This is a genomic window from Bacteriovorax sp. As-1 (assembly GCF_058446905.1).
On sequence record NZ_CP184341.1, the window covers coordinates 2,189,889 to 2,203,225 of the forward strand.

13 protein-coding genes are annotated in these 13,337 nt (G+C 41.2%); 9 read left to right on the plus strand and 4 right to left on the minus strand.

Annotation, left to right across the window (positions count from 1 at the left end):
- Nucleotides 1-186 precede the first annotated feature (186 nt).
- Nucleotides 187-534 (minus strand): hypothetical protein, encoded by a 348-nt coding sequence (locus tag ACN20O_RS11020; protein WP_491633987.1) that lies wholly within the window; start codon nt 532-534, stop codon nt 187-189.
- Nucleotides 535-690: 156 nt separating this feature from the next.
- Nucleotides 691-1,830 carry an esterase-like activity of phytase family protein gene (locus ACN20O_RS11025; protein ID WP_491633988.1) on the minus strand — a complete coding sequence of 380 codons (1,140 nt, stop codon included), beginning with the start codon at nt 1,828-1,830 and terminating at the stop codon, nt 691-693.
- A 75-nt stretch (nt 1,831-1,905) separates the two neighbouring features.
- Between ACN20O_RS11025 and dacB the strand changes: the two genes are divergently transcribed.
- From dacB to ACN20O_RS11070, 9 genes are all read left to right on the plus strand, one after another.
- Nucleotides 1,906-3,324 (plus strand): D-alanyl-D-alanine carboxypeptidase/D-alanyl-D-alanine endopeptidase, encoded by a 1,419-nt coding sequence (dacB, locus tag ACN20O_RS11030; RefSeq protein WP_491633989.1) that lies wholly within the window; start codon nt 1,906-1,908, stop codon nt 3,322-3,324.
- A gap of 10 nt (nt 3,325-3,334) precedes the next feature.
- Nucleotides 3,335-5,101 carry an adenine deaminase gene (adeD, locus tag ACN20O_RS11035; RefSeq protein ID WP_491633990.1) on the plus strand — a complete coding sequence of 589 codons (1,767 nt, stop codon included), beginning with the start codon at nt 3,335-3,337 and terminating at the stop codon, nt 5,099-5,101.
- Nucleotides 5,098-5,355 (plus strand): GIY-YIG nuclease family protein, encoded by a 258-nt coding sequence (locus ACN20O_RS11040; protein ID WP_491633991.1) that lies wholly within the window; start codon nt 5,098-5,100, stop codon nt 5,353-5,355. Before adeD ends, ACN20O_RS11040 begins: the two co-directional genes overlap by 4 nt.
- A gap of 75 nt (nt 5,356-5,430) precedes the next feature.
- Nucleotides 5,431-6,060 carry a succinate dehydrogenase cytochrome b subunit gene (locus ACN20O_RS11045; protein WP_491633992.1) on the plus strand — a complete coding sequence of 210 codons (630 nt, stop codon included), beginning with the start codon at nt 5,431-5,433 and terminating at the stop codon, nt 6,058-6,060.
- A 7-nt stretch (nt 6,061-6,067) separates the two neighbouring features.
- On the plus strand, nt 6,068-7,981 hold the full coding sequence (locus ACN20O_RS11050; RefSeq protein ID WP_491633993.1) for a fumarate reductase/succinate dehydrogenase flavoprotein subunit: 1,914 nt from the start codon (nt 6,068-6,070) through the stop codon (nt 7,979-7,981).
- 7 nt (nt 7,982-7,988) lie between these two features.
- Nucleotides 7,989-8,735 (plus strand): succinate dehydrogenase/fumarate reductase iron-sulfur subunit, encoded by a 747-nt coding sequence (locus tag ACN20O_RS11055; protein ID WP_491633994.1) that lies wholly within the window; start codon nt 7,989-7,991, stop codon nt 8,733-8,735.
- Nucleotides 8,736-8,767: 32 nt separating this feature from the next.
- Nucleotides 8,768-9,400: an HD domain-containing protein gene (locus tag ACN20O_RS11060; protein WP_491633995.1), complete on the plus strand. Its 633-nt coding sequence runs from the start codon at nt 8,768-8,770 to the stop codon at nt 9,398-9,400.
- Between the two features lie 46 nt (nt 9,401-9,446).
- Complete coding sequence (locus ACN20O_RS11065; RefSeq protein ID WP_491633996.1) at nt 9,447-10,856, plus strand: NAD-dependent epimerase/dehydratase family protein; 1,410 nt, start codon at nt 9,447-9,449, stop codon at nt 10,854-10,856.
- A gap of 100 nt (nt 10,857-10,956) precedes the next feature.
- Nucleotides 10,957-11,562 (plus strand): carbonic anhydrase, encoded by a 606-nt coding sequence (locus ACN20O_RS11070; RefSeq protein WP_102242355.1) that lies wholly within the window; start codon nt 10,957-10,959, stop codon nt 11,560-11,562.
- On the opposite strand, the gene ACN20O_RS11075 is transcribed toward ACN20O_RS11070, so the two are convergent.
- Together ACN20O_RS11075 and ACN20O_RS11080 are read right to left on the minus strand one after the other, a co-directional pair.
- Nucleotides 11,559-13,007 (minus strand): phytoene desaturase family protein, encoded by a 1,449-nt coding sequence (locus ACN20O_RS11075; protein ID WP_491633997.1) that lies wholly within the window; start codon nt 13,005-13,007, stop codon nt 11,559-11,561. The genes ACN20O_RS11070 and ACN20O_RS11075 overlap by 4 nt on opposite strands.
- Before the next feature lie 59 nt (nt 13,008-13,066).
- Complete coding sequence (locus ACN20O_RS11080) at nt 13,067-13,291, minus strand: C1orf53 family protein (protein WP_491633998.1); 225 nt, start codon at nt 13,289-13,291, stop codon at nt 13,067-13,069.
- Between the last annotated feature and the right edge of the window lie 46 nt (nt 13,292-13,337).

The window sequence follows — 13,337 nt, forward strand, 5'->3', positions numbered from 1 at the left end:
GCTGCCAAAAAAATGCGAGAGCATTTTTACTTGTTACATAAATGTAGCGAGATGGATTTCTTTTTTTGAGTTTTGGCAGCCATTGGAAGTAGGGAGAAAGAAAAAAGAAAAAAGCCTTGCCTCATTGGGGGAAAAGACAAGGCTTTGATACCGCTTTTCGATGGGGGGGGGATAAGCGGTGTTAAATTATTTTTTCTCGCAAGTTAATGGATACGTCACTTCGTGACCAGTTCTCGATTTGATAATGATGTAGTCATTAACATCAGAAAAACTGTTCGTATTTGCAATGTGGATTGTGTGTTTTTGGTTTTCGAAATCCACAATTTTAGTAAGTCCTAATTCATTAGACTTTGTTCTTCCTACTACAGAAGCTAATTCTCTTTTTGCATGAGAATCAAATTCATTGAAGAAAGTTACTTTTTTATCACTTACTTCAAAAATTTTATTCATACGTGGAGTATGGCAAAGGATGCTTGCTTCTACTTCAGTGTTGAATGTTAGTAAGGCTAAAAATGTAAAAACTAATGCTTTCATAACGTACTCTCTTTTGAGGTTTGTTACCTACACATAGAGCAAGGGGAATGCCAATTTTGATGTTGTGTATTTTAGGGGTTAGAAAGGCGAGGGTGTCTAAAGATTTACGACTGTCTAAAAAGTTGTCACTTTTTTAGACAGTCAGTATAAAAATTACTACTTAGAAGGAATAAGTTCAAACGCCATAAAAAGCGTTCTTTGGGTCTTTCCGAAGTTGTTGTCACTTACGACTACTAATGACCTGTTTCCGTTGGCCAGAACCGGCCCAAAGGCGATTCCTTCGATATTATCCAGCTCTTTTATAGTCATTTGTGGGATGAAGTCATCCAGGTCAGCGACCAGTTCTTTTTCTACGGCTACAAAACTCTGGTCTTTGAGAGACTCCATCTTAGAGATGTCTGTCGTTTTGTCAGTGATCGTACATTTAAAGATGCGGATGACGTTCTTATTAATGAAAGGAATCCAGCTGCGCTCCATTGAATAGAAAGTTTTATCATCAATGGCCGCGATATCAACCAGACCGTTTTCTGCTGTTGATAGATCGGCCTTCTCGTCAGATTTTTCTGCAGAAGGTGCGGCCTTGATTGCTTCTACCTTATCTAGTTGGTAAGCAATTTCAGTTGTTGGTTTTAAGTCTTTATAAAGAATAATGCGCGTGTGTGAGCTATAAGAAATCGTTGTGATTTGCCCATCTTGGAATAAGGCCTCTTCACTTCCCATGTAAGTTGTCTTTCCATCAAGGCTCGTTGAAAGAGCTTCAAAGGAGTGGTTGTCGCGTGAGCCATATAGTTTATCGGTGTGCTCTTTTCTTGGAAGCAGGAATTTTTCAGGAATAGAAACCATTCCCTGGAAATCTCCCATGCGGTTAAAGCGGTAAAGTTCAGGAGGTGCGGGTTTCGTGCGGTTGATGGCGCCTTCTGAGCTGATTAAAACATCATTTCCGTAAAGAGCGATTCCTTCAAAATCGGCTTCGCCTTTCTTGAAAAAATTACCGGACTTATTTTTTAATCTGACAACGACGGCAGGTTTAACTGAAAAAGATTTTTCAGTTAAGGAGATATCGAATTCGTAAAAGCGCGTCTCATTAACGAGAGATTTATCGTCGCTTACAACTAGCATGCGCTTCTTATTTTTGTCGTAGGCGATACCAGAAAGACCACCTATTTCAGTTTTAGCGAACATCTCTCCAGTGGGAAAAGTCACGTCTCCGATAAAGCGAAGTTTGTCGGCAGCATAGGAGTAGTTGAGAGTTGTAATAAGAGAAAACGCCAGGAGAGTTCTAACTGTTTTAGTCACATTATGTCCTTGTGGTAAGCCCTAATATAGCGGTAAAATATTAACCACAAATACCTTCTACGACAAAGAGTTTATATGCGAAAAATCACTCTCAAATCTTCATTAATTTTATGTTTTTTATTTATTAGCAAAAACACTCATGCAGGTGCTCAGGAAGATTTTCAGAAAATCATTAAGAAACATCACTTCGCTGAGTCAACTCTCGGTATATATGTCGAAGATGATGGAAAGAAAGTTGTCGATATTAACGCTGGAAAGTTGATGGTTCCAGCTTCGCTGACAAAAGTTGTAACGGGAGGAGCGATTCTTACTAAGCTCCCACTCAATATTAAATTTGTCACAGAGTTATGGAGCAAAGCACCCATTGATGGAGAGAGCTTAAAAGGGGCCCTTTGTATTAAAGGCGGAGGAGACCCTTCGTTTGTTTCGGAAAAAATGTGGTATCTGGTCAATGAGTTCACCCGCAGTGGAGTAAAAACAATTGAAGGAGACATCCTAGTTGATGCCAGTCGTTTTGATTCAGAGCTCTTTGATGCTGGAAGAGATTCTGTGCGCGTTGACCGCGCTTACGATGCACCGGTGTCTCCGATTTCTTTTAACTGGAACAGTGTAAATGTATATATCCGTCCGGGACTAAAAGAAAACGAGCCGGCCAGAGTTTTTCTTGATCCGATTAATGACTACCTCGAATTAGAAAATAAAACAAAAACTGTCGCTAAGAGTGGTGTAAAGACAATTGATGTCTCACGCGTAAAGATGGGCTTAAGAGACAAGATCATTGTCTCTGGAAGCATTTCTCAAAATGCAGGTGAAGCAGTTGTTTATAAGAGTATTTCCAATCCAACATTATGGACAGGACATCACTTAAAGCAGTTCCTGCTACAGCGTGGAATTATCGTTAAAGGAAATATCAAAGAAGGCCAGTGTGAAAGCGATTCAAAAATTCTGGCAAAAGTGGATTCAAAATACCTTAACGAAATGACCAGCGATATGCTGAAATTCTCAAATAACTTCGTCGCGGAGATGCTAGCTAAAAACCTGGCGGCCGAAGAAATCACTAAAGGAAAAGGCGCTTCAATGAAAGATGGCATTGAAAGCATCAAGTCTTATTTAGACAAGCTGGGTCTGAATAGAAAAGATTATGTGTTGGAAAATGTCTCAGGCCTAACTCGCGATAATCGTTTTACAGCTAAACAGCTGGCCTTAGTTTTAACGAGTATTAAAAACGACTTCCTGATCTTCCCTGAATTCCTTTCAGGACTTCCTATTGCTGGAGTCGATGGCACGATGAAAAACCGTCTTAAGACGCAGGACTTTAGTTTAGTGCGTGCGAAGACCGGTTATCTTGACGGAGTGGTCGGACTTGCAGGATATGTAGGAAGAAAAGATAATTCTCCGTTGATCTTTGTTTTTATGTTTAATGGTGGATTCGATCAAGGCCTGGCGGCCAGACCGCTCTTTGATGCCCTCATTTCTGAGCTTTTTAAATTATAGGTAAATACGTATGTCATTAGCACAAAAAAGAACGCAGACACTCTCGCGTGAAGAATTAAAAAATGTTTTAGCTGTTGCTCGTGGAGAGCAGGCGGCGGATTTAATTATTAAGAATGTAAAAATTCTCGACCTGATCAATGGATCAACGTTTGAGTCAGCGATTGCCATTGTGGGAAAAACGATTGCAGGTATCGGGTTAGAGTATTTAGATAATGATGTCCCAAAAGCGAAACGTTATTTAGATGCAGAAGGGGCAGTGGCCGTTCCTGGCTTTATTGATGGTCACTTGCATATTGAATCTTCAATGATGAATCCATTTGAATTTGAGCGCATGACTCTTCCGATTGGAACGACGACTGCCATCTGTGACCCACACGAAATCACCAACGTTATGGGTGACAAAGGTTACTCGTGGTTTTTGCGTTCATCAGAACTAATGCACCAGAATCTTTTCGTGCAAACCTCTTCATGCGTTCCGGCCCTTCCGGGGTTTGAGAGTAATGGGGGAGAGTTTAAACTTGAAGAGATGCTCAAATACAAACAGCACCCTAACGTTTTAGGTCTTGCTGAGATGATGAACTTCCCTGGCGTCATCAATGCCAACGATGCTGTTCTTGATAAGATTGAAGCTTATTCAGACTACAATCTCGATGGGCACTCGCCACTTGTTCGCGGGAAAGCGCTGAACGCCTATATCGCAGCAGGGATTCAAAACTGTCACGAGACAGTGACAAAAGAAGAAGGTTTTGAAAAACTACAAAAGGGAATGGCGCTGATTATTCGCGAAGGCTCTGTTGCTAAAAACATCAAAACTCTTGCACCTCTAGTAAGTGAATTCAATTCGACTCAATGTCTTCTGTGCACCGACGACAGAAACCCATACGAAATCCTTGAAGAAGGACACATCAACTACCTGATCAAAAAAATGATCAACGAGATGAAGATGGAGCCGCATATTGCTTATCGCCTGTCTTCTTATTCAGCGGCAAAGCACTTTGGATTAAAAAGACTGGGGTTAATCGCTCCGGGAAAACAGGCCGATATCGTTTTATTAAATGATGTCCGCTCAGTTGATATTAAGGACGTACTAATTGCTGGAAAGAGAGTGGCGGAGTTAAAGCTCGACGATTCAATCAATGAGAAGTTAACCAAGTCTCTTCCACCTTTAGAAAATACGATTAAGAGAAAGCCGCTTAAAGAAAGCGATTTTGATTTCAATTTAAAGGTCGGTAAATATAACGTGATTGAAATTGTTAAAGACGAAATTATCACGAATCACTTAGTCGTAAACTACGATGGAAAGAAATTCGATCAAGACGACATTCTTTTTATGGCCAACATCGAACGCTACGGCTCTGAGCTAAAACCAGCCCTAGGTCTAGTGAAAGGGACGGGACTAAAAAGAGGAGCGATTGCTGCTTCTGTCGCTCACGACTCACACAACTTAATGGTGATTGGTGCTTCTCTGGAAGATATGGTGACAGCAGTTAACGCTCTTATCGCTTCAGGTGGAGGATTGTGTGTGGCCCTGGATAAAAAGGTCACAGGGATTTTAGAACTTCCGCTTGCTGGCCTTTTGAGTTTAAAAACAGGTGGAGAACTCTTCCATGATATTAAAAAGCTAAAGAGTGCCTACAAAGAGTGTGGAGTGATCCTGGATGAACCATTTATCCAAATGGCCTTCCTTGCTCTGCCGGTCATCCCAAAACTAAAACTAACTGACCGCGGTTTATTTGATGTCACGACATTCTCGTATATTTCGCTCGAGGCTAAATGAACTGGTACGTCTACGTCATCTTGACCACTAAAGGAAAACTCTACACGGGAATTTCCACTGATCCGGAAAGGCGCTTTGTGGAACATCTTTGCGATGTGAAAAAAGGCGCCAAGTACTTCAGGACTGATTCACCAGTTATGATTGTGCACCTCGAAGAATTTGACACAATGTCAGAAGCATTAAAAAGAGAAATCGCTATCAAAAAATGGCCTGCAAGCAAGAAGCGTGGCCTAATCCCATCAGAGATTAACTAATATCACGAAATAAAAAATTCCCATTATATTTTTTATCTATAAACTCTTTAGGTAATAATATGAAAGGGATTTTTTATGATTATCTTTAAAAAGACAATTCTCGCTCTTACCGGACTTTTCATCTGCATTTTCTTAATTGCTCATCTCGGAGCAAATTTCCTTCTTCTTTTGCCAGCAGAGCAGGCACGTGTGATGTATAACAATTACTCTGCGGCCTTAAGAGGAAATGTTTTCATTACAGTGATTGCATATATTAATTATGCCTGCATTTTATTTCATATCGTTTATGCCATTGCAGTCACTCGTAAAAATAAACTCGCCAGAAACGACCGCTACTTGATCAATCATGCTTCTGAAAATTCTAGCTGGACGTCTCAGAACATGATGCTTCTTGGGGCCATTATTTTTTGTTTCATTGTGATTCACATGGCGAACTTTTGGTTTAAGGTAAAAATCCAAGGGCATCATGAGGACCTTTATCAAATGGTTGTCGATCTATTTAAAGATCCTCTTTACCTCGTTATTTATGTCGTAGCTTCTTTGCCGCTTGGACTGCATCTTTCTCACGGTGTTCAAAGTGCTTTTAAAACACTTGGGCTTTATCATAAAAAATATATCGGCTGGATGGCCCGTGTTTCTGTCACGTACGCACTGATTGTCGGCTGTGGTTTTGGCATCATTCCCATCATTCTTTATTTTAGGTAGGTGTTTTATGAAATTAAATGCAAAAGTTCCAACTGGTGACTTAAAAGATAAATGGAAAAATTATCAATCTCATTGCCGCTTAATTAATCCTGCCAACAAGAGAAAGCTGGATGTTATTGTTGTAGGCTCTGGACTTGCCGGTGCCGGTGCAGCCGCAACACTGGCCGAGGGTGGTTACAACGTCAAATGTTTTTGCTTCCAGGACACACCAAGAAGAGCGCATTCTATTGCCGCTCAAGGCGGAATTAACGCTGCTAAAAATTATCAAAATGATGGGGACAATACTTGGAGAATGTTTTACGACACTTTAAAAGGTGGAGACTTTCGTTCCCGCGAAGCCAATGTTTATCGTTTGGCAGAGCTTTCAGCTCCTTTGATTGACCACTTTACACAACAAGGTGTTCCTTTTGCCCGTGAATATGGTGGAGTCCTGGCCAATCGCAGTTTTGGTGGTGTTCAGGTGCAAAGAACATTCTATGCACGCGGACAAACAGGGCAGCAGTTGCTTCTGGCAAGTTACTCACAGCTATCGAGACAAATTGCTGCTAAAAAAGTTCAGATGTTTTCTCGCCACGAGATACAAGAAATAGTAGTCATTGATGGGAAGGCCCGTGGAGTGATCGTTCGCGATTTAGTCACCGGTGAGTTAAGTCGCCATAGTGCCCATGCAGTTGTGTTGGCCACAGGTGGTTATTCAAAAGTCTTTTTTCTTTCTACGTTGGCCATGAATTGCAATGGCAGTGCTATCTGGAAGGCCCATAAAAAGGGGGCCTTGTTTGCTTCTCCAAGTTTTACTCAAATTCACCCGACAGCTCTGCCTCAAGGAAGTGAGACTCAATCAAAATTAACTTTAATGAGTGAGTCGCTTAGAAATGATGGTCGCATTTGGGTTCCAAAAAATAAAGATGAGAAGAGGGCGCCTAATGAAATTCCAGAAGAGGAAAGAGACTATTACCTGGAAAGAAGATACCCGGCCTTTGGCAATCTTGCTCCAAGAGATATCTCTTCGCGGGCAGCGAAAGAAAGAATTGATGCTGGTCATGGAGTCGGTCCTCTAAAAAATGCTGTTTACCTGGATTTTAAACATTCTATTGCCCGTTTAGGAAAAGAGACCATTAAAAGTCGTTACGGCAATTTGTTTGAGATGTATTTGAAGATAACTGGTATCGATGCTTATGCCGAACCAATGAAAATCTCTCCGGCACCTCACTTTTCGATGGGTGGTCTTTGGGTAGATTATGAATTGCAGACAACGCTTCCTGGTTTATTTGCCATTGGCGAATGCAATTTTGCCGACCATGGGGCTAATCGCCTGGGGGCCAACTCATTATTGCAGGCAAGTGTTGATGGTTATTTTATTCTTCCTCTGACCATTGGAAATTATCTTGCTGATGACCTGAAGACTGGAAAAATTTCTACAGACCATGCTGCCTTTAATGAAGCGGAAGCTTCCGTTAAAAATAAATTTGAAAAAATTATTAAGAATAACGGTTCTAAAACGGTTGATTCACTTCACCGAAGATTAGGGAAAATTATGTGGCAGGAATGTGCCATGAGTAGAACTAAAGAAGGTTTAGAAAAAGCGATTAAAGAGATTAAGGAATTAAGAGAAGAGTTCTACAAAGAAGTTAAGGTCACTGGCGTTGCCCAAGAGTTTAATCAGGAGCTGGATAAAGCTTCACGTCTGGTGGATTTTCTGGAGATGGCCGAGCTTATGTGTGTGGATGCTCTTGAGAGAAATGAATCTTGTGGAGCGCACTTTCGTGAAGAGTACCAGACTCCAGATGGTGAGGCCCTTAGAAATGATGAGTCTTACTCGTATGTTTCAGCATGGGAGTTTAAAGATGTAGGGAATTTTGCTCTTCATAAAGAAGAATTAAAATTTGAATTTGTTCAACCTTCAGTCAGAAGTTACAAGTAGGTAGAAAATGAAAATTAATTTCAAGATTTGGCGCCAGAATAACAGCAAAACCAAAGGTGATTTTAAAAATTACTCGATTGAAAATATCACTCCCGATATGTCTCTCTTGGAAGCTTTAGATCTATTAAATGAAGAGCTGGTTGAAAAAGGAGAAAGCACAGTTGCTTTCGACCACGATTGCCGCGAAGGAATTTGCGGTCAGTGCGGAATTTTTATTAATGGACGAGCTCATGGGCCTCATGACAATCAGACAACTTGCCAGGTGCACATGAGGAGCTTTAAAGACCAATCGACAGTTGTCCTTGAGCCTTTTAGGGCCAATGCTTTTCCTATTGTTAAAGACCTGGTAGTGAATCGTTCAAGCTTTGACCGCATTATTCAGAAAGGCGGATTTATTTCGGCCAACACCGGTGGAGCACCTGAATCCAATTCAATTCCTATCGGGAAAGAGCGCGCTGATTATGCTATGGACATGGCCGCTTGTATTGGGTGTGGCGCCTGTGTGGCCACTTGTAAAAATGCTTCGGCAGCTCTTTTTACTTCGGCAAAAATAAATCATTTAAATGCACTACCTCAGGGACAGGAAGAATCATTGAGCAGGACTTATAACCTGGTTGCGCAAATGCAGGAAGAAGGGTTTGGGCATTGCTCTTTTACCGGCGCCTGCGAAGTTGAATGCCCTGAACATATCCCTTTAACTTCTATCGCTAAAATGAATTTCGACTATATGAAAGCTGTGGCCTTAAAAAAGTAGACTTCGCTTTTTCAGGCCATATACTTTTTGACATGGAAGAGTTTGAAAAGAAATTTGCAGAAAAGATCAACGATGTTTTAGGGACAATGGATCCCGCCCATGACCTGGCCCACGTTCAGCGTGTGGTGACGATGGCCAGGCGTTTAGCTAAAGAAGAAAATGCTGACGAAAATATTGTTATCCCTGCGGCCTGGTTACACGACCTGGTGAACCTTCCTAAAAATCATCCTGACAGAAAAAAGGCCTCAACTCTTGCGGCCGATGAAGCCCTGATTTTTCTAGAAAGTGTGAACTACCCAAAAAAATATTTCCAAGGTATTCATCACGCGATTTGCGCCCATAGTTTTTCTGCGTCGATTAGGCCTGAGACAATCGAAGCCCAGATTGTACAAGATGCAGACCGTTTAGATGCTTTAGGGGCCATTGGAATCGGAAGACTTTTTTCGGTTATTACTCAGTTGCAAAGACCATTTTACGATTTAGCAGACCCTTTTGCTGAGAATCGTCCATTTGATGATAAGTTATACGGAATTGATCATATACATATCAAATTGAAGTCCATTGCCAATACAATGAATACTGAATCTGCCAAGAAAGAAGGCAAAAGAAGAATGATGTATATTGATGAGTTTTTAAATCAATTAAAGTCAGAAGTTCTTTTTTAACGCTCCGACATTTCCTTTGTGTTTTTTTTTGCAGTAGAATTTGCTCATGAAAAAGCAAAAGCTCACCATTGCGATTGCTGGCGCCTCTGGTTTTATCGGTCAACGACTGATAGAGCATCTTTTAAAAAATACTGATCATGACCTGGTTGGTTTTAGTCGTTTTAGCAGAAAAAGTGATAACCCTCGCCTGGAGTGGAGAGAGTGCGATTTATTTTCATTGCTTGAAGTCGAACGCGCCTTAATAAATGTTGATGTTGCCTTTTATCTGGTCCACTCAATGCTGCCTTCAGCGAATCTGGATCAGGGAAGTTTTGTTGACTATGATTTGTTACTGGCCGATAACTTTGCCCGTTCGGCCAATTTAAATCAGGTAAAGCAAGTGATTTATCTTGGGGGACTTTTGCCTTCCAATCTTGAAGAGCTGTCTAAACATTTAGAGAGCCGCCTGGAAGTTGAACAGGTTTTTAGAGAGAAAAAATTTGCGCTGACAACTTTTCGCGCAGGTTTAATTATAGGACCAAATGGATCCTCATTTAAAATCATGTATAAACTGGTCAAGCGCCTACCAGTAATGATCTGTCCTCAATGGGTGAATAACCCGATGACTCCAATCGGTGTAGATGATGTGACCAAGTGCCTGGCAACAGTGGTAGATGATGATCGTTATTTCAATAAGACTTTTGATCTTTCTGGGGGCGGGCAATACACTTACCTGGATCTGATGCGCATAATTGGCGAAAAATTAAAATTAAAAAGATACTACCTTAAAGTTCCAGTGCACTTCGTAGGATTTTCAAAACTCTGGGTGAGATTGATTACTCAGGAAAATAAAGAATTGGTTTATCCTTTACTCGATTCTATTCGCCATCCGATGATTTGCAATCCAGAACGCAAGTTTAAATTAGAGAATTATCGCTTTAAGAATTTTGAGGAATGCCTGGAAGAAGCTCTGGTTGCGAGCGATGTGAATGACAGGAAGCCTTTCGTAAAAAAAAATCATCGCTTTGTTCGTTCAGTCCAGCGTCTGCCCGTTCCTACATTTATGAATGCGCGAGATGCGGCCTTGGAGTATATGCAGTGGCTTCCTAAGGTTTTTTCTCCACTTATAAAAGTGCAGGTCGAAGATGATGTGGTCGACTTCTCACTTTTTCATCATCAAGTTGTTCTCCTAAAACTCAAATACTCCAAAGAAAGAAGCACAATGAATCGCGCTTTGTTTTATATTGTGGGCGGAAACCTGGTTCGCTTCAATGAAAAGAGCCGACTTGAATTCAGAGAGACGATGCCGGTAAAAAATAAGCGTTACATTATTACGGCCATACACGACTTTGAGCCGGCACTTCCCTGGCATATTTATGTCATCACCCAGGCCCTGGTGCACTTGGAAGTGATGCGCGCCTTTGGAAGGCACCTCGAAAGAAAGTCGCAAAATGCGCAGAATATGACTAAAATTTAGTATTGCGCTACTTGTAAAGGACAGGTCTATCCGGAAGTCTCTTGACTATAACTTCTCATGCGAGTTTTATATTAGCATTAACGTAAAGAGGTTTTAGACAATGAGAAAGGCAGATAACTGGCAAGATGCATTTAAACTTTTAGTTGAAGGTAACCGTGCTTTCTATGAAGGACAAACGACTCACCCGGAAAGAGGAAGAGAAGTTATGTTCTCTCAGTATCTTGGTCAACAACCCTTTGCTGCCATTTTAAGCTGTGCCGATTCCCGCGTTGTACCTGAACTGGTATTTGACGTTGGTATTGGTGATTTATTTACATGTAGAATCGCTGGAACTGTTTTATCTGACGCCGTTATCGGCAGTATTGAGATGGCCGTTGAAGTTCTTGGGGTCACTCTAATTGTTGTTATGGGACATGAAAACTGCGGCGCTTTCCGCGCATGTATGAACCCGGAAAAACACCCGAACATCAAAGGGATTTCTTGGCAGCTCATTCCAATTATTGAAGAACTTCGCCCGGTTCACGGACACAATCCTACAGACCACTTGTATTATTCAATCATCGCCAACGCTAGAAAAGTAGCTCAACAACTACAGACCGTTGGACCTGTATTAAGTCCTGGGATCAAGTCTGGAAAATTAAAAATTATTCCAGCTTATCACTCACTGACAACTGGTAAGGTGACGTTCTTCGAACCGATTAATTAATCGAGAAACTCACTTAAATTTTGTGCACCCATGACGACGGCAGCAATTCCCTGTCCAGGGTATTGTGTGTCTCCTAACATGTAAAAGTTTGGCAATGGTGATTTGGCAATGAGGAAATCCAGTGGATTTCTCTTAAGGGAATGGGGGATTCCCCCGACTAACCCATTATATCGATGGGTGTATTTGATAAAAGTCTTAGGTGATCCGCTAAAAATATTTTTTAGATCTTCATCTTTCAAAGAAAATTTTTCTTTTAAGCTCTCCAGGATAAACTGAGCGCATTCATTTTTTTTCTTTTGGTAATCTTCCTTGCTTAAATTCATCCATTGACTGGTTTTTGTGTGAGTCGAAACTGTGACCACCTGTCTTCCATTAACTGATCTGAGATGATCATCTGGATGCGAAAGAGAAACAAAGAAAGAGCGTGTCCCACAGTGTGGAATAGGAGCAGTGTGGATTTGATAATACAATCCTTCACGATTTTTATTCAGTGGGATTGTCAGATAAACCATAAAAGCTGACCAGCATTCAGAGGGATCTGGTGCAGGATAACGACGAAAGAAGTTTTTAATTTTCTCTTCTTCAAAAAGATCTAAATGGTTCCAGAGAGGGATGGTAGAGACGACGTTTTTACCCTTAAAGGTTTCTTTATTGGTTACCACCTCAAAACTAGATTGCTTGGACTTAGGAGGAATAATTTTTTTGACTAATTGACGATAAAATAAATGAGAGCATTTAGCTGCCAGTGCTTCGGAGAAAGCTTTCATTCCTCCGGTTGCATAGTAAGTGTCATCGGGATACGAAAGTCCCATTGCACCCATTAAAAGAGGCGTATCATCCAGGTGATTTTGAGCTGTAATAAAAAGAAGTTCATCGAGCATCGAGAGATACTCAGGATCATCTATTTTTAATGAACGAAGCTCGCTTCCCACACTGGTTAAAAGTGCTGGCAGTGATGAAAGGGCCTTAACTGTATCGAGCTTGAGAAAACCATTTATGCTTCCGATTGACCTAAGCGGAATGTTTTTAAAGGAGCGCGACAGATGCCATCCTTTTTCCTCTACATCACTTAATTTCTCCCAGAGTTTTTTGTGATCAATGGCAGGGAATTTTTTTTCTAATTCGCTTCTCCATTTCTGTGGATTTTTAAAACGCGATACTGTTTTATTTGGCAGGATAGAAGTAAGCCCAGGATCAACTGGCTTGAGACTTAATTTTAAATCCAGTTGTTTTATCAGATTATAGAGTGGACGATTTTCTTTGAGTCCAGAAAGAGTTGTGGCCCCGGCATCAAAGATGTAGTCTTCGCGCTCAAAATACGAAGAGCATCCACCCGGAAGCGAGTGGGCCTCAAGCACAGCAACTTTAAATCCTTTTTTCTCCATTAGTGCAGCAAAGGTAAGTCCTGAACTGCCGGCACCAATGACAATATAGTCGAATTCCATAGGTTGATTTTATATCTCAAATAGGGCGAATGGAATGGTGTCTAAGGAATGGTTAGATGTTAATCGTCGTCTTCTTCGTTGTCGTACGAATAATCGTCTTCCCACGAGTCATTAAACTCCGCAGGAACGTTTGGATCGGCCTTATCCTTGTATCCGTAAGGGCAGTTAAGACAACCGCTCTGACAGCAATGTCCGCGCTTTAAAAGATAGTGAGCAGTGAAGACCAGGTTGCCGTCCTCGTTGATTGTGTAGTCGATGTTTTCAATGAGAGTAGGAGTGTTCATTTAGCTCAAATAAAAACGGCTCCCGAAGGAGCCGCCGTATATGGAT

Bases quoted from the DNA above. Each gene is read 5' to 3' on its own strand.
- ACN20O_RS11020 (WP_491633987.1), bottom strand. From the start codon at position 534: ATGAAAGCATTAGTTTTTACATTTTTAGCCTTACTAACATTCAACACT.
- dacB (WP_491633989.1), top strand. From the start codon at position 1,906: ATGCGAAAAATCACTCTCAAATCTTCATTAATTTTATGTTTTTTATTT.
- adeD (WP_491633990.1), top strand. From the start codon at position 3,335: ATGTCATTAGCACAAAAAAGAACGCAGACACTCTCGCGTGAAGAATTA.
- ACN20O_RS11040 (WP_491633991.1), top strand. From the start codon at position 5,098: ATGAACTGGTACGTCTACGTCATCTTGACCACTAAAGGAAAACTCTAC.
- ACN20O_RS11045 (WP_491633992.1), top strand. From the start codon at position 5,431: ATGATTATCTTTAAAAAGACAATTCTCGCTCTTACCGGACTTTTCATC.
- ACN20O_RS11050 (WP_491633993.1), top strand. From the start codon at position 6,068: ATGAAATTAAATGCAAAAGTTCCAACTGGTGACTTAAAAGATAAATGG.
- ACN20O_RS11055 (WP_491633994.1), top strand. From the start codon at position 7,989: ATGAAAATTAATTTCAAGATTTGGCGCCAGAATAACAGCAAAACCAAA.
- ACN20O_RS11060 (WP_491633995.1), top strand. From the start codon at position 8,768: ATGGAAGAGTTTGAAAAGAAATTTGCAGAAAAGATCAACGATGTTTTA.
- ACN20O_RS11065 (WP_491633996.1), top strand. From the start codon at position 9,447: ATGAAAAAGCAAAAGCTCACCATTGCGATTGCTGGCGCCTCTGGTTTT.
- ACN20O_RS11070 (WP_102242355.1), top strand. From the start codon at position 10,957: ATGAGAAAGGCAGATAACTGGCAAGATGCATTTAAACTTTTAGTTGAA.
- ACN20O_RS11075 (WP_491633997.1), bottom strand. From the start codon at position 13,007: ATGGAATTCGACTATATTGTCATTGGTGCCGGCAGTTCAGGACTTACC.
- ACN20O_RS11080 (WP_491633998.1), bottom strand. From the start codon at position 13,291: ATGAACACTCCTACTCTCATTGAAAACATCGACTACACAATCAACGAG.